This window comes from Rhizobium sp. P2_G9 (genome assembly GCF_056403475.1).
On the sequence record NZ_JBFUFK010000002.1, the window covers coordinates 183117 to 204471 of the forward strand.

Genomic DNA, 21355 nt, shown 5'->3' on the forward strand with positions numbered 1-21355 from the left:
ACCGGTCTCTCGCCTATATAGGCGCAAAGACAACGGAATTGCGACCGGCGCTGACACCTGCTACGGAAATCTCACATCACGTTTTCGCTTGAAAACCATAACAATATATAATAAGTTTATCTTATTATTAACCGAGACCAAAACATGCCGCTGAAAGCCAATCCTGATTCGCTCGGATTCCTGATCACCGAGACCGCTCGCCTGCTCCGCGTCGCCTTCGAGCGGCGCATTACGGAGGCGGGGCTCGATATCACCCCGGCCGAGGCGCGCACGCTTGTCTATGTCGCCGCTACGGAAGGCGCGCGGCAGAACATTATCGCTGATCGCATGGGTGTCGAGCCGATGACCGTCTGCGCCTATCTCGATCGCTTGGAGAAACTCAATCTCATCGCCCGCTGTCAGGACCCCAGTGACCGGCGCGCCAAGAACGTGCGCACGACTGACGATGCCGACCGCATGCTGGCCAGCGTCCAGCAGGAAACGTCGAAACTGTTCGACCAGATCCAGAACGGTCTCGACGCCGAAACCCGCAAGGTGTTTCAGGCGGCGCTGAAGACGGTGCGCAACAATCTGCAGGGGCTGCTGGCCGACAAGCCGGCGCAGGAGCCGGTCGTCGAAGCGGTCATCGCATAAAAAGCGGCGGATTGCTCCGCCGCCTCTCAACTCCAATTCTTAGCGATCAGACCTTCAGGTTACGCTTGCCGAGCGTCCTGAGACGTAGCGCGTTGAGCTTGATGAAGCCGGCTGCGTCCTTCTGGTCGTAGGCGCCCTGGTCGTCCTCGAAGGTGACGAGCTGGTCGGAATAGAGCGATTTCGGGCTCTCGCGGCCGGTGACCATGACATTGCCCTTGTAGAGCTTCAGCGTCACTTCGCCTTCGACATGGCGCTGCGACAGGTCGATCGCGGCCTGCAGCATTTCGCGCTCCGGCGAGAACCAGAAACCGTAATAGATGAGCTCGGCATAGCGCGGCATCAGATCGTCTTTGAGATGTGCCGCGCCGCGGTCCAGGGTGATGGACTCAATGGCGCGATGGGCGGTGAGCAGGATCGTGCCGCCGGGGGTCTCGTAGACACCGCGCGATTTCATGCCGACGAAGCGGTTTTCGACCAGATCGAGACGGCCGATGCCATTGTCGCGCCCGTAATTGTTGAGCGCGGCGAGCAGGGTGGCGGGGCTCATGCGCTCGCCATTGATCGACACGGCGTCGCCCTTTTCGAAGCCGACCTTGATGACGGTGGCCTTGTCGGGTGCTGCTTCCGGCGAAATGGTGCGCATGTGCACATATTCCGGCGCTTCCTGCGACGGGTCTTCCAGCACCTTGCCTTCGGAGGAGGAGTGCAGAAGGTTGGCGTCGACGGAGAAGGGGGCCTCACCCTTCTTGTCCTTGGCGACCGGGATCTGGTGCTTTTCGGCGAAGTCGAGCAGGTCGGTGCGGCTCTTGAACGACCATTCGCGCCAGGGGGCGATGACCTTGATGTCCGGGTTCAGCGCATAGGCCGAGAGTTCGAAGCGGACCTGGTCGTTGCCCTTGCCGGTGGCGCCGTGGGCGATGGCGTCGGCGCCGGTCCTCTTGGCGATCTCGACGAGATGCTTGGAGATCAGCGGACGGGCGATCGAGGTGCCGAGCAGGTAGACGCCTTCATAGACGGCATTGGCGCGGAACATCGGGAAGACGAAATCGCGGACGAATTCCTCGCGCACGTCCTCGATGAAGATCTCCTTGATGCCGAGCATTTCAGCTTTCTTGCGCGCCGGCTCCAGTTCCTCGCCCTGGCCGAGATCGGCGGTGAAGGTCACGACCTCGGCGCCGAGTTCGGTCTGCAGCCATTTGAGGATGATCGAGGTGTCGAGGCCGCCCGAATAGGCCAGCACGACTTTCTTTACGTCTTTGGGGAGCGCCATGTCCGTGTTCCACTGTTGAGGCGAGGAAATGCGGTCTTTTAGCCTGATTGGCGGCAGTTGCAAGCCCTTGCGATATTGGCGCTGTGCGGGTTCGGGGCGATGAATGTTGTTGGTTTTTCCGAGCGCGGAGTCGCGACAGGTTACCGGCGGCAGGAATCCGTGATCGCCGGTGCGGCGCGGCCGGCCGAAAATCGGGAACCGGATTCGGCGTGAAACATTCCTCCACCAACAAGTCAATCAGGAGAAGGCCAATGAAGACGATTGCAGCTCTGATAGCGGGTCTGCTTCTGTCCGTTGCGACCTATCTTGGTGGCGTGGTGACCGGCACCACCCTCTCCCACGGCACGACGCAACTCAAGCCGCAGAACATGGATACGGCTTCCCTTTGGACAAGCGAGCCGATGCTGGTCCATCGCGAGCGGCAAGTGCTGACGCGGCTGCCGGCGCGACGCCAGCCCGGCACCGAGACAGCCACCACCATAAACAGGACAGGTATCGACGGAAACGTGGCATATTCGCCTCGAAACGGTACGAATCTGCCAGCAGTGGATGCACAAGGTGGCGTGGACGACATGACCACGGGGGCCATAGATCCCGATCAGAAGATCGATCCGAGCCAGCAGGCGCATGTCGAGTGGTGTTCGCGTCGCTATGCGTCCTACCGCCCGGCCGACGACACGTATAAGCCCTATAGTGGTGGCCGGCGTCCCTGCATGTCGCCGAAGCTGGATATCGTGGCGACGGAAACCAGCCCGGACAGTACTGCCGCAACTGCCCAGCAGCCATCCGAGATGACAGGCAATGAAAGCCAGCCGGAGGTTCAGGCAGCATCCTATGACGAGTCCGCGAGCATTAATGATAGCGCCCATGCCAGATCATGTGCCAGCCGCTATCATTCCTACGATGCCGAGGACAATACGTACCAGCCCTATGACGGCGGGCCGCGTCGGCAATGTAGATGACGTGGCCTTCGAGGCTCGACTGCCCATCGATCAGGCTGTGGCCGGCGCGTCCGCATCGATCGGGTTCTGACGGAAGAGCTCGCCGACCAGCCAGCTGTCGAGATAGGCCCGGACTTCCACGATCTGCTTGTCGGCAAAGCGGCAGAGCCAGCAATAGTGGTTGTCGAACCGCATTTCATTCCTGGCCGTCGCCATCGAGCGCAGCTCGACAATCGCCCAATCGCCGTCGATGAGCACGTTCTGCACCACGAGCTGTGTGCCCTGCGGCAGGACCTTGTAGAGCTTGGCGAACGTGCCCGCCTGGAAAGCCTGCTTTGAATGATAATGGCCGGCGAGCGGGTGCGTGCCTTGGACAATCCAGTCAACATCATCCGCAACATGGTCGAAAAACTTTGTGCCTTCGCCGTGTTCCAGATGTGCGAAGAGTTCTATGACGTCCTGCTTGTCCATCCTCTTGTTCTCCATGGATTGGTCGATGCGCGCGTGGCGCAAAGCGTCGCTGCTCAGCAGTCTTCCCCCACCGCAGAGTGCTGCATACTACCGAAGGCTGCAAGTGAAGTTCCACGACCACATTCTTATTTTTCGAGGCGATGCGCTGACGCGCCTTCTGAATCGGCGATAGCCGCCCTGCCTGCCAGCAAGCTTTCGGAATTGTCTTTGGAAGGGATGGAAGTGACGTTGCGCTTGGTTTAATCGTGAAATGAATACCGGCTATAGGTGAAAGCCTCTGTTCCGGCCCCCAGCGAACTGGCAATCCAGCAGGAGCGACCCATGTCAGATTTCCATCCCGTGTTCAAATCCGGCAATACCGCCGTCATCACCGGCGCCGCCTCCGGCATCGGCCTTGCCGCGGCGAAGAGTTTTGCCAGGCTGGGCCTCAATGTCGTGCTCGCCGACCTTGGCAGTGATCGGCTGGAAGAGGCGGAAAAGGCGGTGATGGCGCTGTCTCCACGCGGCGCCGATGCCATTATCGGCATCCCGACGGATGTCGCCAATCTGGCTGACATCGAAATCATGGCAGAGGACACCGAAAAGCGCTTCGGCAAAGTGCATGTGCTGATGAACAATGCCGGTATCGGTCCGGGAAGCTCGATATTCGGGCCGCTCGAGAATTGGGAAAAAGTGTTCCACGTGAATCTCTGGGGCGTGATCTACGGTTCGCGCACCTTTGGGCCGAAAATGCTGGCGCATGGCGAGACGGCTGTGATCATCAATACCGGTTCCAAGCAGGGCATCACCACACCGCCCGGCGACCCGGCCTACAACACCGCCAAGGCCGGCGTGAAAGTCTTCACCGAAGCGCTGCAGCACGAATTGCGCAACACGCCCGGCAGCGCCGTCTCGGCGCATCTGCTGATCCCCGGCTTCGTCTTCACAGGACTGACGACGGGTGGACGGACTGAGAAGCCCGCCGCCGCCTGGACGCCGGAACAGACGATCGAGTTCATGATGGACTCACTCTCTCTCGGCGATTTCTATATCCTCTGCCCGGACAATGACGTGCCGCGTTCGCTCGACGAAAAGCGTATCTATTGGGCCGCGCACGACATTATCGAAAACAGGCCGCCGCTGTCGCGCTGGCATCCTGACTATGCCGAGGCATTCAAGGAATTTCTCGCCAAGGACCTGAAATAATGACGTTCCTGCCCGATTTCGCCACCATCGCCACGTTCACGGTGATGGGCTGGATTCTCGCGATCACGCCCGGCCCGGATATGACGATTTCGATCAGCCGGGCGCTCGCCGATGGCCGGCTCGGCGCCATGTGGGTCGTCCTCGGCACCACATGCGGCGTCGTGGTGCACACCATGCTGGTGGCGTTCGGCGTGTCGGCGCTGATTGTCGCTTCGCCCACGGCGTTCATGGTGCTGAAAACGGGCGGCGCCGGTTATCTCGTCTGGCTCGCCATTCAGGCGATCCGCAAGGGTTCCAGCTTGTCGGTGAAGCGCGCTGCCGGCCCGTCCAACGGCGCGCGCAAGAATTTCTTGACAGGGTTGGGTGTCAACCTGCTCAATCCCAAGGTCATCATCTTCTTCATGACCTTCCTGCCGCAATTCGTCCATGCCGGCGATCCGCATGTGACCGGCAAGCTGATCTTCCTCGGCCTCTGGTTCATCGTCATCGGCATGCCCGTCAACATTCTCGTCGTACTGACGGCCCAGTGGCTGTCCGGCTGGCTGCAGCGGAACCGCAGTGTCCTGCGCGGCATCGATTACACCTTCGCCGGCGTGTTCTCGCTGTTTGCGGTCAAGATCTGGATGACGCAGGCGCGGTAGGCGTCAACTGGCGAAAGCCAGAAGATTGCCGTCGGGATCGCGGACGATGAACGTATCCGATCCCCACGGCTCGCGGCGCAGGTGCTGATGGAACGGCGCATCGGCGGTGCGAAACTCTTCATAAAGCGCCTTGGCATCGTTGACGGTGATCGCGGCGCTCAGCGCGTCCTCTTCCCGTTTGCGGAAACCGGCGTCGAAGACGGCGCCGTCGACATGGCGCAGATTGAGCCGTGCGCCATCCCGGCCAACCTGAGCATAGAAGGGTGGCTCGCCATAGGCGAAAATCACGTCGAAGCCGAGCGTCTTCGTGTAGAAATCGATCGATAGGCTGATGTCGCCGACGAAGAGCTGCGGCTCCGCCGAAATCAGGATCGGCTTCAAGGCGGTTGAAACGGACGGACTCGGCATAGGTGCCTCCACTGCTCCGAGCGCGCAGCTTAGGCGGAAGTCGCCGCTGAGCCAAGCATTTCCATCTTCCGCGTGAGGAACTGCCGCTCTGCATCGGATTGCGACAGGCGGATGGCGGTCTGGTAGGCGAGCCTTGCGGCATCGGCCTGCCCCGTGCGGGCCAGGAGATCGGCCTGCACCGCATAGAAGGGCTGGTATTGCACCAGCGCCTGGGCAATCGGTTGCAGCAAAGCCAGCGCCGCGTTCGGTCCCTCGACATAGGAGAGGGCGACGATGCGGTTGAGCTCATAGACCGGATTGTTGGCGGTGCGCGCCAGCTCGCGATAGAGCAGCGCGATCTCAGCCCAGTTCGTTTCGGCGAAACTTGGCGCTTCTGCATGCACGGCGATGATCGCAGCTTGCAGCTGGTAGGGACCCGGCCGGCCATGCCGGAGCGCGCGTTCGAGAATGGCGATCCCTTCGGCGATTTCACCCTTCTGCCAAAGCGATCGGTCCTGGTCTTCCAGCGACAGGATTTCGCCCTTCGCACCCAGCCGGGCATTGCGCCGCGCGTGATGCAGCAGCATCAGCGCCAGCAGGCCTTCGATCTCGCCTTCATTGGGGCGGAGCTGCGTCAGGAGCCGCCCGAGCCGGATCGCTTCTTCACAAAGGTCGCTACGAATGTGGTTGTCACCGCCCGACGCGTAACCTTCGTTGAAGATCAGATAGACGACAGCGAGCACGCTTTCGAGCCGTTCCGCCCAACCGTCCGGACCGGGAACTTCATAGGCGATGCCGGCGGCGGCGATCTTGTGGCGGGCGCGAACCAGGYGCTGGGCCATGGCGTCATGGCCGTCGAGAAAGGCATCGGCGATTTCTTCGGTCTTCAAGCCGCAGACGGAGCGCAGGGTCAGTGCCACGCAGGTCTTGCTGTCGAGCGCGGGATGGCAGCAGGTGAAGACCAGCTTCAGCCGCTCATCGCCGAACGGGTCGGGGTCGTCGTCCATGACGGAGGCATTTTCCATTTCGATAAGATGCGCGATCTCGCCCGATTTCGAACGGAAATTGGCCGAGCGGCGCAAGCGGTCGATCGCCTTGCGCTTGGCGGTCTGCATCAGCCAGGCATTCGGCGCGGCCGGCAAGCCGTTGCGGTTCCAATGGATCAGGGCCGATTCCAGCGCATCCTGCAGACTGTCCTCGGCCAGCTGGAAATTGCGGATCGTGCCGACGAGACTGGAGAGAAGGCGCCCGCCATCGAGGCGCGCGATACGATCGATCGCCTTGGCAACGGACGCCTTCTCGCCAACGTCATGCATCAGTGATCGAACACCATGATCGGGCGAAGCTCGACGGAGCCATTGGCCGCATGCGGAATGAGCGACGCATATTTGATCGCATCGTCGAGATTGGCGCAGTCGAGAATATAGAAGCCGCCGAGCTGTTCCTTGGTCTCGGCGAAGGGACCGTCCATCGTCTCGGTCTTGCCGCCGCGGACGCGCACGGTCGTTGCGGTGGTCACCGACTGCAGGGCATCGCCCGCCACCCAGACACCGTCGTTCTTATAGGTGTCGGTGGCGTTCTGGTAGCCGCCCATCATTTTGCCGAATTCCGCCGTCTCCGGCAGGACCGGGTTTGCGGAATCCATGTAGATTAAAGCGATATATTTCATTTCGGTCTCCTCTGTTGTTTGACCCGCCCGGCCTTGCCGTCGAGTGAAAGGGTGACGAACGAAGTTTTCGAAATCGACATCAGCCGCAGAAAAATTTCAGTAGAGCGACCATAGCAGGAAAACCACGCAGGCAAGGACGCAAAGATGCGTGCCGACGGCACCCAGGACCCGCAGCGGATTGGCCGGATATGTCGCATTGAGCCCGATGGGATGGATGAGGCGCGAGATGAGCAGCACGATGCCGATGACATGCACCCATTTCGACGGCATGCCGGCGGCTTCGGCAAGCGCCATCATGAACAGGGTGAAGGGCACATATTCGACGAAATTGCCGTGCCGCCGCATCCAGACGGCCAGATCGGCATTGCCGCCGTCGAGGATCGCGACGCCGACTTTGCCGCGCTTGGTCGAGACAATGATGGAAAGGACGATGCCGGCGATCGCCAGGATCGATGCGTAAAGCGCTGTGACATGAAAGGCCATGGGTCTACTCCCCCGTGTTGACGATGCAACGCGGTAACGAACGGCTTTCGCGCGGATCGACATGGGACCGGAAAAATAATCGGTGAGGGAAGTTCAGCCCGAAAAGCGGTAACGACCGGTGATCGGATAGCCGAAGAGTGCATCCTCCAGGCGCGCGCCCCAGCCGATATTATGGATCATCAGCGGCCGTCCGCCGTCCTCGCTCAGCAGATTGGAGACGATGAGGATATGCGGCCTGCCCCCCGGCAGCATCTGCGTCACGATATCGCCGGGTGCGTAGCCGAGAGCATCGTCCGGCACCGGCAGTTGGGCGCCGTGGCGCTTCAGGTAGGTCTGTAGGTTGGGCACGCGGCGATGGTCGATATTGCTGTCGGCGTGGCTTAGTCCCCAGGTCTTCGGATAGGCGGAGAAGGCGCGCAGCATGTCCTCGTGTACGAGGCGCTGCAGGTCGATGTTCAGGCCGTCGCGATAGGCGCGGACGATCACGTCGGTACAGACACCGCGGAAGCGAGGCACATCGCCGCCTGGATAGGATATCCGGGTATAGGAGGCGTCATAGAGCAGCGTCACGCCGATCTGCGTTTGTGCCGCAGCGATCAGCTTTCCCGCCCAGGGTTCCGCAGGCAATGTTCCGGCGGAGGCTGGACGTCTGAACGCCGAGAACAGGCCGATAGCGGCCGCGGCCGATCCGCCTACAAGAAGAAATCGACGCRAAAGCATGGCAAGGTCTCCGCTCCGGATATGAAGATCGTCCTATGTGAAACAGGCAAATTGTGGGCGCTGAACTCAGACGTCAGCCGATCAGCGATGCATTGTCTCCAGCGTCTGGCCGCTTATCTTGCGGAACATGGTGATCAGATCCTCGACCTGCATGTTCTTGCGGTTGTCGCTGCCGACATCGAGCATGATCTCACCGCCATGCAGCATGATGGTGCGGGTGCCGTTGGCTAATTCGCGACAGCTCGTTCCAAGGTTTTCGTTACCCACTTGTTGAGGCTGACCCCTTCTCGTCTGGCTGCGGCAGACAAGGCGCGGTGCAGAGTTGGCTCGGTGCGGATGACGAACTGGCCGGAATATGGCTTTTCCGGTTCCTCACCACGCTCGGCGCAAAATGCCAGGTAGTCTTCGATCGAGTCCGCCATGGCGGATTTCAGTTCCTGTGCGGAATTGCCCTGGAACGTGATGACATCGCGGAGATTGATGATTTCGCCGTGGAAAATCTCGGCCTCCTCATCGAATTCGATGATGGCCTCATAGCCTTTGTAGTGCATCATATTCACGGTTTTACCTCCGCTTCGAGCAGGAACCGTCGCACCGATTTCACTGCGCCTTTGTCTGTTTCCTTCTGCGGATGCGGCCGATGGAACACTGCGCGTACGCCATTCAGCGCGACTCGTATTCGAGAGCCTTGCCCTTCCACGATTTCACCGCCGCATGCCAGGAAAAGCAATTCTATATCCCGCCAAGCTATGTTCGATCGCACGGGATCAGCGAAGATCGCCAACAACGTCGCCCCGTGTTTGCCACTCAGCTCCATGCAGTATCAATCTATGATATCATCGAGGAAGTTTCAATCTTCGCCGTGGTTGGCGATCATCATCGCTTCGAAGGCAAGGCGGTCGGTCTTGCGCATGCGCTCGGATTCCGATTTCAGCTGGCCGCAGGCGGCGAGGATGTCGCGGCCGCGCGGGGTGCGGATCGGCGAGGCATAGCCGGCCTGGTTGATGAAATCGGCGAAGGCCTCGATCGTCTCCCAGTCGGAGCATTCATATTTCGAGCCCGGCCAGGGGTTGAAGGGGATGAGGTTGATCTTGGCTGGCACGCCCCTCAGAAGCTTGGTCAATTCCCGGGCGTCGTCGAGGCTGTCGTTGACACCCTTGAGCATCACATATTCGAAGGTGATGCGACGGGCATTCGACAGGCTCGGATAGGCGCGGCAGGCCTCCATCAATTCCTTGAGCGGAAACTTTTTGTTGATCGGCACCAGCTTGTCGCGCAGATCATCGCGCACGGCATGCAGCGAAATGGCCAGCATGACCCCGGTCTCCGAACCGGTGCGGTAGATTTCCGGCACGACGCCGGACGTGGAGAGCGTGATGCGGCGCTTGGAAAGCGACAGGCCGTCACCGTCCGAGGCGATCAGCAGCGCCGTCTTGACGTTGTCGAAATTGTAGAGCGGCTCGCCCATGCCCATCATCACCATATTGGAGACCTTGCGGCCCTCGGCGGGGACGATGGCGCCAGCCGGCGTTTCCTTGTCGGGGAAATCGCCCAGCCGATCGCGGGCGAGCAGCAGCTGGGAGAGGATTTCCTCCGACGTCAGATTGCGAACCAGGCGCTGTGTGCCGGTATGACAGAAATCGCAGGTGAGCGAACAGCCGACCTGAGAGGAGACGCAAAGCGTGCCGCGGCCCTCTTCGGGAATATAAACGGTCTCGACCTCGACCGGCCGGCCGGCACCACGCGGCGGGAAGCGGAGCAGCCATTTGCGGGTGCCGTCATTGGAAATCTGTTCCTCGACGATTTCCGGCCGGGCAATGGTGAAATGGGTCTTGAGCAGCGTGCGCAGATCCTTGGAGACATTGAGCATGTCATCGAAATCGGAAATGCCGCGGATATAGAGCCAGTGCCAGATCTGTTGGACGCGCATCTTCACCTGGCGTTCGGGCACGCCTTTTTCGACCAGCGCCTCGGCGACTTCCTCGCGCGTCAGGCCGATCAGCGACGGGCGGTTTTCGAACATCGCCGGCGAAACGGCCGGGGATTTCTGAGCGGCCGGGCTCAATGCTTCCATTGCAGTCATGTCTGAATTCCTATGCGCCGCGCATCGCCGAACAATTTCCGGTCGCGGCAAGTCCCTGGATATGGGGAAATTGGGCGCCCTTTACCACTGTTTTGCGGCGGAGTCATCCCTGAACCATAAAATGCAAAGGCCGGGCAAGCCCGGCCTCGAAATCAGTGTGGAAGCGGATGCCTTTACTGGCACCGCTCAATTTTCTTCAGCGCGGCCGAAATGCCTTTCAGCGAGAAGACATAGCCGGTCTTGGTGCCCTTGCCGGAGACGGCGCCCATGGTCATCTGGTGACCGGAACGCAAGGCGGCGACCAGTGCCGGCTCTTCGGCTGCGTTTTCGAGCCAAGCGGAGCGGCCCTTGGTGAACATGGTGAAAGGCTTGTTGTCGACCGTGACCGTCACCTTCGAGCCGGGCTGCAGGTCATAGCCGACCATGGCCTGCGGCTCATAGGAAATGTTCTGGCCGGGACGTTGCGTCACCAGGAAGAAGACGTCGCCATGATCGACCTTCGCCGGGGTCGACTGCTTCGGATCCGGCACCGTCAAGACATAGCAAACCTTGCCGGTACTGTTCTTGTAGAAATAAGCGCCCCAGGCCTGGAACTGCTCGATGCGGGTCGGAGCCGGAGTAGACGCCTGTACGGGCTCTTTCTTGATCTTTTTGGCCGCAGACGCGGCATCGGTGAATGAGGCAACAGCCATGACGGCCAGAAGGGCGGCAGCCAGTTTTTTCGCGAACATGATTTCCTTCCGATTTTACTCGAGGCCGGCACGCTAGACAGTGCACCACTTTTTGCATTTATTGTGACTTAATTCAGGTTACCAAACCGTCAATTACCGGCCCCAACTGCCTGAATATTGTTCCGAACCGGAACAATCGAGATGAGATACGACAGACCGCGCCTGAAGGTTTCGCGACCGATCATAAACTGTTGCTCACAGAGGCAAAGATTGGGGCAAGAATTGGGCAGGGCGGTCTCTCCACTGAGACACTTGTACTCAGCCGCCCTTGGATTCCTCGGCGAGAGCTTTGTCAGCCCTTTCATAATGCTCCACGCGCATGTGGCCGCGCACGGCGGCGATTGCGGCGCCCAGAATGGCAATATCGTCGGTGAAACCGACCACTGCCAGCATGTCCGGAATCGCGTCGAAAGGCAGGATGAAATAGGCAAGCGCGCCGAGCAGGATCGCCCGGACGCGCGTGGGCGTCGCGGGATCCAGTGCGCAATAGAAGGCAGCCACGACGTCACGGGCAAAGGGGATTTGCCTGACGGCGCGCTTGAACACCGGCCAGAAGCCGGCTTTGACCTTCTTCGCCTTCTTCTCGGTGTCGGCTTCCTCGCCGGGCAGCAGGATTTCACCGTGTTTGACGTCGTCCATCTCAGTCCTCATCGACCCAAAGCGGATCGCAATCCGTCTGGAGCCAGCAGACCTGCTCCAAGTAGATGCGACACACCCGAGGTAGCGATATGGTGAAGGTTTTGCCGGATTCAATGGTGGCTCGCGGCACGCTCCATGAAAGCGGCGAAATCGACGTCGAGCTGGCTTAGTCCCTTGGCCGAATGGGTGGTGAGCGTCACATCGACGGTGCGGTAGACATTGAACCATTCCGGATGATGGTCGATCTTTTCGGCAAATATGGCGCATTCGGCCATGAAGCCGAAGGCCTGGATGAAGCTGGCAAACTTAAAGCTTTTCTTGATTGCCAGTCCGTCCTCGCTGAGCGTCCAGCCGCCCAACGCTTGTAGCATGGCCTCGATCTCACTATTGCTAAGTCTCTCTCGATTCATCGCCCGTCTCCCTTTTCGTGGCAGTCTATCATGGATAAAAGGCGAATTCTGTTTGTTTGTCTCGGCAATATTTGCCGTTCGCCTCTGAGTGAGGCGATCTTGCGGACAAAGGCGGAGGTGCTGGGCCTTGGCGGGCTGGTCGAGGCTGATTCGGCCGGCACCGGCGGATGGCATCACGGTGATGCGCCCGACCCGCGCTCGATTGCGGTGGCACATAGGCACGGAATCGATATTTCAGGCCTCAGGGCGCGAAAGGTGCGGACCGTCGATTTCAATGATTTCGACATGATCTTCGCCATGGACCGCAGCAACCTGCGTGATCTCGTCAAGATCGCACCGCATGATTCGGTCGCCGACATCCACCTGTTCATGGATTTCGTCAGCGGCCAGAAGCGCGACGTGCCGGATCCGTATTACGGCGACGAAGGCGATTTCGAGACGGTCTACCAGATGCTGTCGCAGGGCTGTGACCGTCTGCTGTCGATCCTGTTCGGCCGCTGACTACTTCTTCCTGGGCTCGCTATCCATCTTGGGCTTTTTGTCGATTGGCGTCTCAACCTGGGTGGTGCAGCCCTTGGACTGATAGGCCTGATCGATGGCGCTGACCTCGCCTTTCAGCCGCCCGATTTCATCGGCATTGTCGCCCTGTGTCATGGACGCGACCGGCACATGCACCATCGCCATCCAGGCTGCATCGCGATTGGCGACTTCGGCCTGCTTGTCGGAGAGCGCGTCAAGCTGTTGCTGCTTGTCCGCCTTCTGCGTCGCGAGATCCTGGCAGCGCATCTGTGTATAGGAATCGGTTGGAACCGACACCGCGACAATATCACCCGGCTGCCTGGCGCATCCTGCCAATAGCAGGAGCGCGCAAGGGAGAACTTTCTTCATTGACCCACGCTTATATCCGTCACCACACCTCGCTTATCGGATTTTGCCGCTTGCTTGTAAAGCATGCGATCCCGCCGATACGCGATAGTATGTCTACGGACACCAGGTGGTGCTGGATCGCTTAAGCGCGTCGCAATCGCTCTGCGCGCTTAAATTCCTCGTTTTTGGAGCCTGTCTTTGTCCCGAAACCGCTTCCCGCTTCCGGCAGATAGGATCAGGGCCTCAATTCGCTGACAGCGAAGGATTTCGGCGCCAACGGCACGTCGAGCGGATAGGCTTCCTCCACCACATAGGGGCCGCCGCCGACCGAAGCTTGCCTTGCCGGATTCATCCGGTTGCCCGCCTGGATAACGTCGCCCATGACCACGGTGCCAATTTTGTCGCCGGAAAGCCCGGCGCGCTGCGGCACCTCCCGCACAACGCGTGCGCCGAGTTCAGTGGCGGGCATGCCCTTCAGACAAAACGAATCCGCCAACAATCACTCTATTGCGCGCAAACGCTTTGGTTTGACGCCAACACAGCGCTCCCCCAATTATTGCTTTTGATGAGGTAGAAATTGGTCTCACCCACTTTCTTCTAGAGCATCTGCTCGTGTTAGGTTTCCGCAATTTTCCATGTCAGTAGGCTCTCAAGTTGCAGGAAGAATGCCAGCACACCACCAACGGTGTCAGCGAACACCCGGAGCTGATCCTGGAGGCACCTCCACTGCACATGGTTCCCGGCATGTGACCAAGCTACAAAAAACTGCCTCCTTCCAATGAGACAGCCAAGTCCTTACTAATGGTCTGCGCATTTGTGGACTTCATCCTCGCTATGCGATGAAACCAAGAATTGCTACGTATCAATGCCCTTCTGAATTGGAGAACTCATGTTTTTGAAGAACTTTGTATGCGCTGGGGCATCTGTGGTTGTCGCCGTCATAGGCCTCACAGGCGCGGCACAAGCGGGTCCTGCTGAAAACAGGGAACTGGTCATAAAGGCTGTTACCGGTCTTTTCATCGATCATGATCCGGCGGTTGTCGACAAATACTGGAGCCCAAAATATATCCAGCACAACCCCATGTTCCCCAGCGGCAGGGAGGTCATCCAAGGATTTGCGTCTAACCCACCGCCCGGCTTCAAATATGAAATGGGTGCGGTTGCCGCCTATAGCAATATTGTTATGGTGCGCGGCCGATACACAGGTTTTGGGCCCAAACCGATGATCGCGGTCGATATGTTCCGCGTTGAAAAAGGCAAGATCGTCGAGCACTGGGATGTGCTTCAAGAGGAAGTCCCAGCCGCCCAAACGAAAAGCGGCAACCCGATGTTCGTTCCTGGGATGTAAAGTAAGCAAAGGCCAAGCGGAAACCGCCGGCGTAGACGACATCCTGTTATTTGACGGCCGAGACTGAGTGGCATCTCTCCTCAGCCAAGCTCGGCTCAAAAGCCTTCGTGATCGTTGTTGAGCTTGACCTGCCGGAGCGTTGCGGCAAATGGAAAAGGTCCATCGGCGTTTCGGCCACTGGTGCCGTGCCGGAATAAGGGAGCGTGTCTTCGACACACTCTAGGCCGACCGGGAAAGGAAGTACCTATTGATCGACGGGGCCATAGTTCGCATCCACCAACGGGTGGACGTTGGAAAGGAATCCAAGGTTCGGCACCGCGACATCCCAGAGATGGAAGGAAGACCAAAACCCAAATGCTGCCGGTCTGTTCGATCGTCCCCAGCGCTCTATCGTGACAACCGGCCAAGTTGGCGATTGCACCCAGGTTCCAGTTCTTCTCACCAGCCAGACAAGCACTACTCTGCAGTAAAGCCTATGACACTCGCAAAGATCGCCAATACGTAGTGGACCAAAGCGGTCATGCCCTTAGGGCCTCAATTCGCTGACAGCGAAGGATTTTGGCGTCAGCGGCACGTCGAGCGGATAGGCTTCCTCCACCACATAGGGGCCGCCGCCGACCGAGTCGCGCGACGACATCAGCACGAAGCGCGAGACCGTGAACGGGCCGGCGGAGAAATCGCCGCGTCCGGAGAGATAGTGCATGACGTCGTCGATGCGCGCATTCTTCAACCGCGCCAGCGTCACATGCGGAGTGAACTTGCGGCTTTCCGCCGGCAGGCCGATGCGCTGGCAGATGCGTTCGAGATCGGACTGCAGTGCCATCAAAGGGGCGGTGGGCTGCACGCCGGCCCAGATGCTGTGCGGTTTCTTGCTGCCAAAGACGCCAGTGGAGGAGAGTTTTATGTCGAATTGCTGCCGGCGGACCCTGTCGAACCCAGCTATGACTTCATCGGCCGTGCGGTGATCGATGTCGCCGATGAACCGCAGGGTGATGTGAAAACTCTCCCTGTCGATCCAGCGGGCACCCGGTACGCCGCCCCGCAGGAGTGACAGACTCATCGCTGCACTTTGCGGGATTTCGAGGGCGGTGAACAATCTCGGCATAAACGAGCCTCCTCGAATAAAATCTACTTGACTAACGAATCATCGATTCGCCGATGGCGCAACGACAAAATCGTAATTCTGAAGTAACGCACAAAAAATTCACATTTTGATCATTTTCACGAAAGCTTCGGCGGTCGAAAGGAATTTTGCCGCCATGATTTTCGTTCCCTCGGCGTTTGGATGCATCCCGTCCTTGAGCTGCGAATCAGTCTTCAACACGACACCATCAAGRAAAAACGGATAGAGCGGCAGGTTGTACTTGGCTGCGAGGTCCTTATAAATCGGGTTGAATGCTTTCTCGTAATCGCTGCCCATGTTCGGCGGCGCGAGGATACCGACCAGCAGAACTGGGATTTTTCGCTCCTGCAGGCGCTGAATGGCGGCCTCGAGATTCTTGCGCGTGTCCGCCGGCGAGAGGCCGCGCAGTGCGTCGTTGGCGCCGAGCTCGAGGATCACGCCGTCGGTGCCATCCGGCACAGACCAGTCGATGCGTGCCAGCCCGTCGGCGCTGGTGTCGCCGGAGACGCCGGCATTGGTGATCGCCACGTCGTAACCCTTGTCCTTCATCAGCTTTTCGAGCCGGGCGGGAAAGGCTTCCTCGGGGGCGAGTTCATAGCCTGCCATCAGAGAATCACCGAAGCCGACGAGGGTGAGCGTCCTCGCTTCGGCCGCAGTTGCCATTAAAAACAGCGCGGCCGCCATTATTGCGCCTGCGAGAACTTTAAATGTCATGCGGCCTCTCCTAAGTTCGCTCCGGGGCGTGGCTTGAATTTGAATATAGGAACCGAAGGCGTGGGTGAAACCATAATCGAGCTCAAAAATGCCGACCTCACGCTCGGCGCCGCGGCCAATGCCGTGCATGTCCTGAAGAAACTCAATCTTTCCATCGAAAAAGCGACGTCCAACGGCATTACCGGTCCGTCCGGCTCCGGCAAATCGACGCTGCTGATGGTCCTGGCCGGCCTCGAACGGCTCGACGCCGGCGAGATCGTCATTTCCGGCGAACCGTTGCACAATGCCGACGAGGACACGCTGGCCGCCTTTCGCGGCCGCAATATCGGCATCGTCTTTCAATCGTTTCACCTCATTCCCAACATGACGGCGCTGGAAAATGTCGCCGTGCCGCTGGAACTCGCCGGCGATCGCGATGCCTTCGCCATCGCGCGGCGAGAATTGCAGGCGGTCGGTCTCGGCGAACGGCTTGAGCACTATCCCGGCCAGCTTTCCGGCGGCGAGCAGCAGCGGGTGGCAATCGCGCGGGCGTTGGCGCCCGCGCCAAAACTGCTGATCGCCGACGAGCCCACCGGCAATCTCGACACGGAAACCGGCAAGCAGATTGCGGACCTCTTGTTCTCCGAGCAGGCCGAGCGCGGCATGACACTGCTGCTCGTCACGCATGATGCGACGCTTGCCGCGCGTTGCGACCGTCAAATCCGCATCCGCTCCGGCGAGATCATCGATCCCGGTGCATGATGGTCTCGGCACACACTTTTCTCGCCAGCCTGCCGCTCGCCCTCCGTCTTGCCCTGCGCGAGATGCGCGGCGGCTTGCGCGGTTTCTACATCTTCATGCTCTGCATCTTGCTGGGGACGGCGGCAATTGCCGGGGTGAATTCGGTGGCGCGGTCGATGACCGATGCGATCACCTCGCGCGGCAAGGAAATCCTCGCCGCCGACATCCGATTCGATCTGAAACACCGCGAAGCCAATGCCGACGAACTGGCCTATCTCAAGAGCCTTGGCCAGGTGTCCGTGTCGAGCAATCTCCGCTCCATGGTCCGGCGCGGCGACAAGCAGAACCAGGCACTGGCCGAACTGAAGGCGGTCGACAATGCCTATCCGCTCTTCGGCCGCTTTGCCGCGGATCCCAACAGGTCGCTATCCGACCTGCTCCAACCGCAAAATGGCGTCTATGGCGCGGTGGTCCAGCCGTCGCTGCTGGATCGATTGGGCATCAAGGTCGGCGACACGATCCTTGTTGGTGATTTGACCTTCGCCATTCGCGGCACGGTGGTGAACGAGCCCGATCAACTCTCGGAAGGCTTTCTGTTCGCACCACGGCTGATGATTTCCCGCGAAGCTCTTTTCAAGACCGGTCTTATCCAACCAGGCAGCCTTGTCGAACATGATTACCGCGTCAAGCTCGACGATCCCTCGCGCAAGCTCAAGGCGATCCGCAAGGAAGCCGACGCAAAATTCCCCGAGGCCGGCTGGGCAATCCGCGGCGCCGGCAATGCGGCACCGGCGCTGTCGGACAATATTCGTCGTTTCTCGGAGTTTCTGACACTGGTGGGGCTGGCGGCGCTGGCCGCCGGCGGGGTCGGCGTCGCCAATGCCGTCAATGCCTTTCTCGACCAGAAGCGGCAGGTGATCGCCACGTTCAAGAGCCTTGGCGCGCCGGGGCACCTGATCGCCACCATCTATATGATCCAGATCATCTCGATCGCCGCAATCGCCATCCTTGCGGGGCTGGTCCTCGGTGCAGTGATCACGCCGGTGGCAGGCTATTTCCTCAAGGATTTCCTTCCCATTCCGTCCGGGTTCCCCTTCTACCCCAAGGCGCTTGCCGTCGCTGCCGCCTTTGGCTTGTTGACGACGATCGCATTTTCCATCCTGCCGCTCGGACGGGCGCGGCTGGTGCGGGCAAGCGAACTCTTCCGTTCGCAGAGCTATGACGGTTGGCGCCGGGTGCCGTGGCGCTACTATGCCGCCGCGGCCATCGTGCTTGCCATGATCGCGGCGCTGGCGATCGTCTCATCCGAGGACAAGTTCATTGCTTCGAGCTTCCTGCTGGCCACGGCCGGGGCCTTCATCGTGCTGCGGTTGGTGGCCTACGGCGTGTCGGCGATTGCGCGGCGGGCTCCGAAAGTCACGTCGCCAGCGCTGAGGCTCGCCATCGGCAATATCCATCGGCCGGGCGCGTTGACGGCGTCGGTCGTGCTGTCGCTTGGGCTTGGGCTGACTCTGCTTGCCGCGCTGGCACTGGTCGAGGGCAATTTGCGCGGCAATCTCGTCGGTGCGATGAGCGAGAAGGCGCCGAACTTCTTTTTCATCGATATCCAGAGCCGTGATGTCGACGGTTTCCGCTCGCTGGTGCAGGCCACCGCGCCGGGCGGCAAGATCGAGGAAGTGCCGATGCTGCGCGGCCGCATTCTCGCCTTCAACAATGTCGATGTGACGAAGAAGACCGTGCCGCAGGAGGCGCGCTGGGTGCTGCAGGGCGACCGCGGCATCACCTATGCCGACGCGGTGCCGGAAAATTCCAAGCTGGCGGAAGGCAAGTGGTGGCCGAAGGACTATAGCGGCGAGCCGCTGGTATCCTTCTCCGCCGAGGAAGGTCATCAACTCGGCCTCAAGGTTGGCGACACCGTGACCGTCAACGTGCTCGGCCGCAATATCATCGCCCGGATCGCCAATCTGCGCGAGGTCGAATGGCGGTCGATGTCGATCAATTTCGTCATGGTCTTCTCGCCCAACACGTTCCGCGGGGCGCCGCATGCTTGGCTGGCGACGCTCACCGACCCCGGCGCCAGCAATACAGTCGAGCAGGCGGTGATGAAGAAGGTCACCGATGCCTATCCGGCCGTGACCTCGATCCGGGTCAAGGATGCGCTGGACATTGCCGCAGACCTGGTGGCGCAGCTTGCCGTGGCTGTGCGTGCCGCCGCCTCGATCGCGCTTGTGGTTTCCGTTCTCGTGCTTTCAGGCGCGATCGCGGCGGGTAACCGTGCCCGCATCCACGATGCCGTCGTGCTCAAAACGCTGGGCGCCCGGCGCACGATGCTGATGCGCGCCTATCTTTATGAATATTTCCTGCTGGCGCTCTCCGCCTCGGTCTTCGCGTTGATCGCTGCCACCGCCGCATCCTGGTATGTGGTCACCGAGATCATGGAGTTCCCCTTCACCTTCCTGCCGGGCACGGCGCTGTCGACGCTCGTCATCGCGCTTTTGGTGACGGCCGGCACGGGCCTGATCGGAACATGGTCGGTGCTGGGGCAGAAAGCGGCGCCGATCCTGCGCGAGCTTTGAATTTGGTAGTGTCGACTTAGGATTTCAATCATGGGAAGCAAAACATGACCGTTTTGTCATCGTAACCCTCTTGCTTCGAATTGAAAGCCGTCCCATATTCTCTATATGCTTGCTGGAGCTCCGCAGCGGCACACGGGCGATGACCGCCATGGGTGGCCTATGGTCCGGTACCGTGACATTCTCTTGAAACCGGAGCTTTGTTAGAGGGACTTATGTCTGACATCAGAGACTTCCAAGCTCGCTCGAGCAATCCGGCCGTCGGTCGCACCGATGCCGGCATTGACCAGGGCCTTCGCTCCTACATGCTCAAGGTTTACAACCTGATGGCGCTCGGCGTGGCGCTGACGGGTCTCGTTGCCTTTGCCTTCGCGGGAGCTGCGGTTGCACCCGACGCCCAATCCGCCGTCGCCGCTTATGGCCATGTGAATCTTACCTCCTTTGGTTACGCCATCTATGCAAGCCCCTTGAAATGGGTGATCTTGTTCGCCCCGGTGGCGTTGGTGTTTCTGCTCTCCTTCGCGATTGAGCGTATGAGTGTCTTTACGGCTCAACTCACCTTCTGGGCCTATGCGGGACTGGTCGGTGCTTCGCTGTCGAGCATCTTCCTCGTTTATACCGATGCCTCGATCGTCAAGACCTTCGCGGTGACCGCTGCCTCCTTCGGCGCACTATCGCTCTACGGCTACACGACCAAGCGTGACCTGTCGCCGATCGGTTCGTTCTTGATCATGGGGCTGTTCGGCCTGATCATTGCCCAGTTGGTCAACTTCTTCCTGAAGTCGCCGGCCATCGACTTCGCCGTCTCGTCGATCGGCGTTCTGGTCTTCGCCGGCCTGACCGCTTGGGACACACAGCGGATCAAGGAAATGTATTTCGAATCCGACGGTTTCGAAGTCATGCAGAAGAAGGCCATCATGGGTGCGCTGAACCTTTACATGGACTTCATCAACCTGTTCCTTTTCCTGTTGCGCTTCATGGGCAACCGGAACTAAGACAGGCTCGGAGCCTAGATACCAAAGGGCGGCGTCAGGCCGCCCTTTTCATATCCGGAGTAGCCCATGCAGATCCGTGTCCGCGACGCCATCCCCTCCGACCTGCCGGTCATCACTGAAATCTATCGTGAGTCCGTCCTGAACGGTATCGGCACCTATGAGCTCGATCCGCCGACCGAACTCGAAATGACCGTGCGCTTCACCACCATTACCGGGCAAAACTATCCCTATCTGATCGCCGAGGACGAGAGCGGCAGGATTTTGGGTTATGCCTATGCCTCGCCGTTCCGCACGCGCGCCGCCTACCGCTATCTTGCCGAGGATTCGATCTATGTGGCAGCGGATTCACGTGGCCTCGGCGTCGGCCGCACCCTGCTCGACGCGCTGATGAGCCGCACCGCCAGCCTTGGCATCCGCCAGATGATCGCCGTGATCGGCGGTGCGGGCGCGGCTTCGATCGCCTTGCACGAAGATGCCGGCTTCAAACATGTCGGCCGGCTTCCGTCGTCGGGTTTCAAGTTCGGCAAATGGGTCGACACCGTGCTGATGCAGATCGACCTGGGGGAAGGCGACGAGACCATTCCCGGCGAAGAGCCGAATCTGCGCAAGGTGATCTGAGCAACCAAATTTGCGTCATTGGTCCGCGGCGTGGGCATGGTTAATGCTTGCTTAACCCCTCGCCATTAATCTGCGCAGCATGGCCGCTTTTTCTCGGTTGCGGCAGTGATTCTTCGATTTTGTGGCGGGTCGAA

General features: G+C 59.8%; 26 protein-coding genes and 2 pseudogenes. 10 read left to right on the forward strand and 18 right to left on the reverse strand.

Annotated features, from left to right (window positions below; translation table 11 throughout):
• Positions 1-144 precede the first annotated feature (144 nt).
• The gene (locus AC1DYF_RS02565) at positions 145-633 is read left to right on the forward strand and encodes a MarR family winged helix-turn-helix transcriptional regulator (protein ID WP_477874921.1); all 489 of its coding nucleotides are present in this window, start codon (positions 145-147) and stop codon (positions 631-633) included.
• A 46-nt stretch (positions 634-679) separates the two neighbouring features.
• Here the strand turns inward: AC1DYF_RS02565 and AC1DYF_RS02570 are convergent, their stop codons facing one another.
• Positions 680-1903 (reverse strand): argininosuccinate synthase, encoded by a 1224-nt coding sequence (locus tag AC1DYF_RS02570; RefSeq protein ID WP_477874923.1) that lies wholly within the window; start codon positions 1901-1903, stop codon positions 680-682.
• A 251-nt stretch (positions 1904-2154) separates the two neighbouring features.
• Between AC1DYF_RS02570 and AC1DYF_RS02575 the strand changes: the two genes are divergently transcribed.
• Complete coding sequence (locus tag AC1DYF_RS02575; protein WP_477874925.1) at positions 2155-2865, forward strand: BA14K family protein; 711 nt, start codon at positions 2155-2157, stop codon at positions 2863-2865.
• A 30-nt stretch (positions 2866-2895) separates the two neighbouring features.
• On the opposite strand, the gene AC1DYF_RS02580 is transcribed toward AC1DYF_RS02575, so the two are convergent.
• Positions 2896-3315, reverse strand: coding sequence for a nuclear transport factor 2 family protein (locus tag AC1DYF_RS02580; RefSeq protein WP_477874927.1), 420 nt, complete (start codon positions 3313-3315; stop codon positions 2896-2898).
• A gap of 321 nt (positions 3316-3636) precedes the next feature.
• Here AC1DYF_RS02580 and AC1DYF_RS02585 point away from each other — a divergent pair, with 321 nt between their 5' ends.
• Positions 3637-4500, forward strand: coding sequence for an SDR family NAD(P)-dependent oxidoreductase (locus AC1DYF_RS02585; protein WP_477874929.1), 864 nt, complete (start codon positions 3637-3639; stop codon positions 4498-4500).
• A complete protein-coding gene (locus tag AC1DYF_RS02590) occupies positions 4500-5141 on the forward strand; it encodes a LysE family translocator (RefSeq protein WP_477874931.1) in 642 nt (213 codons plus the stop codon). Before AC1DYF_RS02585 ends, AC1DYF_RS02590 begins: the two co-directional genes overlap by 1 nt.
• 3 nt (positions 5142-5144) lie before the next feature.
• Here AC1DYF_RS02590 and AC1DYF_RS02595 read toward each other — a convergent pair whose 3' ends face one another.
• The 12 genes and pseudogenes from AC1DYF_RS02595 to AC1DYF_RS02650 form a co-directional block, all read right to left on the reverse strand.
• Positions 5145-5549, reverse strand: coding sequence for a VOC family protein (locus tag AC1DYF_RS02595; RefSeq protein WP_477874933.1), 405 nt, complete (start codon positions 5547-5549; stop codon positions 5145-5147).
• A 29-nt stretch (positions 5550-5578) separates the two neighbouring features.
• Complete coding sequence (locus tag AC1DYF_RS02600; protein WP_477874935.1) at positions 5579-6844, reverse strand: RNA polymerase sigma factor; 1266 nt, start codon at positions 6842-6844, stop codon at positions 5579-5581.
• Positions 6844-7197 (reverse strand): YciI family protein, encoded by a 354-nt coding sequence (locus tag AC1DYF_RS02605; RefSeq protein ID WP_477874937.1) that lies wholly within the window; start codon positions 7195-7197, stop codon positions 6844-6846. Before AC1DYF_RS02605 ends, AC1DYF_RS02600 begins: the two co-directional genes overlap by 1 nt.
• A 96-nt stretch (positions 7198-7293) precedes the next feature.
• Positions 7294-7680 carry an MAPEG family protein gene (locus AC1DYF_RS02610; RefSeq protein WP_477874939.1) on the reverse strand — a complete coding sequence of 129 codons (387 nt, stop codon included), beginning with the start codon at positions 7678-7680 and terminating at the stop codon, positions 7294-7296.
• A gap of 93 nt (positions 7681-7773) precedes the next feature.
• Positions 7774-8400 carry a DUF1287 domain-containing protein gene (locus AC1DYF_RS02615; RefSeq protein ID WP_477874941.1) on the reverse strand — a complete coding sequence of 209 codons (627 nt, stop codon included), beginning with the start codon at positions 8398-8400 and terminating at the stop codon, positions 7774-7776.
• A gap of 81 nt (positions 8401-8481) precedes the next feature.
• Positions 8482-8622 (reverse strand): annotated as a pseudogene (locus AC1DYF_RS02620) (ABC transporter ATP-binding protein); the annotation flags it as partial.
• Between the two features lie 5 nt (positions 8623-8627).
• On the reverse strand, positions 8628-8954 hold the full coding sequence (locus tag AC1DYF_RS02625; RefSeq protein ID WP_477875131.1) for a type II toxin-antitoxin system HicB family antitoxin: 327 nt from the start codon (positions 8952-8954) through the stop codon (positions 8628-8630).
• A gap of 2 nt (positions 8955-8956) precedes the next feature.
• A complete protein-coding gene (locus AC1DYF_RS02630) occupies positions 8957-9217 on the reverse strand; it encodes a type II toxin-antitoxin system HicA family toxin (protein ID WP_477874943.1) in 261 nt (86 codons plus the stop codon).
• Between the two features lie 33 nt (positions 9218-9250).
• Entirely contained in the window at positions 9251-10423 is a 1173-nt protein-coding gene (gene rlmN / locus AC1DYF_RS02635; RefSeq protein WP_477875133.1) for a dual-specificity RNA methyltransferase RlmN, read from the reverse strand.
• Between the two features lie 233 nt (positions 10424-10656).
• Positions 10657-11214, reverse strand: a complete 558-nt coding sequence (locus AC1DYF_RS02640; RefSeq protein WP_477874945.1) for an invasion associated locus B family protein — start codon at positions 11212-11214, stop codon at positions 10657-10659.
• 258 nt (positions 11215-11472) lie between these two features.
• Complete coding sequence (locus tag AC1DYF_RS02645; protein ID WP_477874947.1) at positions 11473-11853, reverse strand: YkvA family protein; 381 nt, start codon at positions 11851-11853, stop codon at positions 11473-11475.
• 110 nt (positions 11854-11963) lie between these two features.
• Positions 11964-12263 carry a 4a-hydroxytetrahydrobiopterin dehydratase gene (locus AC1DYF_RS02650; RefSeq protein WP_477874949.1) on the reverse strand — a complete coding sequence of 100 codons (300 nt, stop codon included), beginning with the start codon at positions 12261-12263 and terminating at the stop codon, positions 11964-11966.
• A gap of 30 nt (positions 12264-12293) precedes the next feature.
• On the opposite strand from AC1DYF_RS02650, the gene AC1DYF_RS02655 reads away from it, so the two are divergent.
• Positions 12294-12764, forward strand: a complete 471-nt coding sequence (locus AC1DYF_RS02655) for a low molecular weight protein-tyrosine-phosphatase (RefSeq protein WP_477874951.1) — start codon at positions 12294-12296, stop codon at positions 12762-12764.
• Here AC1DYF_RS02655 and AC1DYF_RS02660 read toward each other — a convergent pair whose 3' ends face one another.
• Both AC1DYF_RS02660 and AC1DYF_RS02665 read right to left on the reverse strand, forming a co-directional pair.
• Entirely contained in the window at positions 12765-13151 is a 387-nt protein-coding gene (locus AC1DYF_RS02660; RefSeq protein ID WP_477874953.1) for a hypothetical protein, read from the reverse strand.
• Between the two features lie 295 nt (positions 13152-13446).
• Positions 13447-13629: pseudogene (locus tag AC1DYF_RS02665) on the reverse strand (thiolase family protein); the annotation flags it as partial.
• A gap of 390 nt (positions 13630-14019) precedes the next feature.
• On the opposite strand from AC1DYF_RS02665, the gene AC1DYF_RS02670 reads away from it, so the two are divergent.
• On the forward strand, positions 14020-14478 hold the full coding sequence (locus AC1DYF_RS02670) for a nuclear transport factor 2 family protein (protein WP_477874955.1): 459 nt from the start codon (positions 14020-14022) through the stop codon (positions 14476-14478).
• A 526-nt stretch (positions 14479-15004) separates the two neighbouring features.
• Here the strand turns inward: AC1DYF_RS02670 and thpR are convergent.
• Both thpR and AC1DYF_RS02680 read right to left on the reverse strand, forming a co-directional pair.
• Entirely contained in the window at positions 15005-15583 is a 579-nt protein-coding gene (gene thpR, locus AC1DYF_RS02675) for an RNA 2',3'-cyclic phosphodiesterase (RefSeq protein ID WP_477874957.1), read from the reverse strand.
• 99 nt (positions 15584-15682) lie between these two features.
• Positions 15683-16315, reverse strand: a complete 633-nt coding sequence (locus tag AC1DYF_RS02680) for an arylesterase (RefSeq protein WP_477875135.1) — start codon at positions 16313-16315, stop codon at positions 15683-15685.
• Between the two features lie 60 nt (positions 16316-16375).
• Between AC1DYF_RS02680 and AC1DYF_RS02685 the strand changes: the two genes are divergently transcribed.
• From AC1DYF_RS02685 to AC1DYF_RS02700, 4 genes are all read left to right on the forward strand, one after another.
• Positions 16376-17056, forward strand: a complete 681-nt coding sequence (locus tag AC1DYF_RS02685; RefSeq protein ID WP_477874959.1) for an ABC transporter ATP-binding protein — start codon at positions 16376-16378, stop codon at positions 17054-17056.
• Positions 17053-19611 (forward strand): ABC transporter permease, encoded by a 2559-nt coding sequence (locus AC1DYF_RS02690; protein ID WP_477874961.1) that lies wholly within the window; start codon positions 17053-17055, stop codon positions 19609-19611. The genes AC1DYF_RS02685 and AC1DYF_RS02690 overlap by 4 nt, the downstream gene beginning before the upstream one ends.
• A gap of 212 nt (positions 19612-19823) precedes the next feature.
• Entirely contained in the window at positions 19824-20603 is a 780-nt protein-coding gene (locus AC1DYF_RS02695) for a Bax inhibitor-1/YccA family protein (protein ID WP_477874963.1), read from the forward strand.
• Between the two features lie 66 nt (positions 20604-20669).
• Positions 20670-21221: an N-acetyltransferase family protein gene (locus AC1DYF_RS02700; protein ID WP_477874965.1), complete on the forward strand. Its 552-nt coding sequence runs from the start codon at positions 20670-20672 to the stop codon at positions 21219-21221.
• Positions 21222-21355: the final 134 nt, after the last annotated feature.

Excerpts from the sequence above, each read along its gene's own strand:
- AC1DYF_RS02570 (WP_477874923.1), bottom strand. The coding sequence starts at position 1,903 with ATGGCGCTCCCCAAAGACGTAAAGAAAGTCGTGCTGGCCTATTCGGGC.
- AC1DYF_RS02660 (WP_477874953.1), bottom strand. The coding sequence starts at position 13,151 with ATGAAGAAAGTTCTCCCTTGCGCGCTCCTGCTATTGGCAGGATGCGCC.
- AC1DYF_RS02575 (WP_477874925.1), top strand. The coding sequence starts at position 2,155 with ATGAAGACGATTGCAGCTCTGATAGCGGGTCTGCTTCTGTCCGTTGCG.
- AC1DYF_RS02605 (WP_477874937.1), bottom strand. The coding sequence starts at position 7,197 with ATGAAATATATCGCTTTAATCTACATGGATTCCGCAAACCCGGTCCTG.
- AC1DYF_RS02585 (WP_477874929.1), top strand. The coding sequence starts at position 3,637 with ATGTCAGATTTCCATCCCGTGTTCAAATCCGGCAATACCGCCGTCATC.
- AC1DYF_RS02655 (WP_477874951.1), top strand. The coding sequence starts at position 12,294 with ATGGATAAAAGGCGAATTCTGTTTGTTTGTCTCGGCAATATTTGCCGT.
- AC1DYF_RS02630 (WP_477874943.1), bottom strand. The coding sequence starts at position 9,217 with ATGGAGCTGAGTGGCAAACACGGGGCGACGTTGTTGGCGATCTTCGCT.
- AC1DYF_RS02590 (WP_477874931.1), top strand. The coding sequence starts at position 4,500 with ATGACGTTCCTGCCCGATTTCGCCACCATCGCCACGTTCACGGTGATG.
- AC1DYF_RS02645 (WP_477874947.1), bottom strand. The coding sequence starts at position 11,853 with ATGGACGACGTCAAACACGGTGAAATCCTGCTGCCCGGCGAGGAAGCC.
- AC1DYF_RS02700 (WP_477874965.1), top strand. The coding sequence starts at position 20,670 with ATGCAGATCCGTGTCCGCGACGCCATCCCCTCCGACCTGCCGGTCATC.
- AC1DYF_RS02650 (WP_477874949.1), bottom strand. The coding sequence starts at position 12,263 with ATGAATCGAGAGAGACTTAGCAATAGTGAGATCGAGGCCATGCTACAA.
- rlmN (WP_477875133.1), bottom strand. The coding sequence starts at position 10,423 with ATGTTCGAAAACCGCCCGTCGCTGATCGGCCTGACGCGCGAGGAAGTC.
- AC1DYF_RS02670 (WP_477874955.1), top strand. The coding sequence starts at position 14,020 with ATGTTTTTGAAGAACTTTGTATGCGCTGGGGCATCTGTGGTTGTCGCC.
- AC1DYF_RS02595 (WP_477874933.1), bottom strand. The coding sequence starts at position 5,549 with ATGCCGAGTCCGTCCGTTTCAACCGCCTTGAAGCCGATCCTGATTTCG.
- AC1DYF_RS02610 (WP_477874939.1), bottom strand. The coding sequence starts at position 7,680 with ATGGCCTTTCATGTCACAGCGCTTTACGCATCGATCCTGGCGATCGCC.
- AC1DYF_RS02625 (WP_477875131.1), bottom strand. The coding sequence starts at position 8,954 with ATGATGCACTACAAAGGCTATGAGGCCATCATCGAATTCGATGAGGAG.
- AC1DYF_RS02695 (WP_477874963.1), top strand. The coding sequence starts at position 19,824 with ATGTCTGACATCAGAGACTTCCAAGCTCGCTCGAGCAATCCGGCCGTC.
- thpR (WP_477874957.1), bottom strand. The coding sequence starts at position 15,583 with ATGCCGAGATTGTTCACCGCCCTCGAAATCCCGCAAAGTGCAGCGATG.
- AC1DYF_RS02565 (WP_477874921.1), top strand. The coding sequence starts at position 145 with ATGCCGCTGAAAGCCAATCCTGATTCGCTCGGATTCCTGATCACCGAG.
- AC1DYF_RS02580 (WP_477874927.1), bottom strand. The coding sequence starts at position 3,315 with ATGGACAAGCAGGACGTCATAGAACTCTTCGCACATCTGGAACACGGC.
- AC1DYF_RS02640 (WP_477874945.1), bottom strand. The coding sequence starts at position 11,214 with ATGTTCGCGAAAAAACTGGCTGCCGCCCTTCTGGCCGTCATGGCTGTT.
- AC1DYF_RS02690 (WP_477874961.1), top strand. The coding sequence starts at position 17,053 with ATGATGGTCTCGGCACACACTTTTCTCGCCAGCCTGCCGCTCGCCCTC.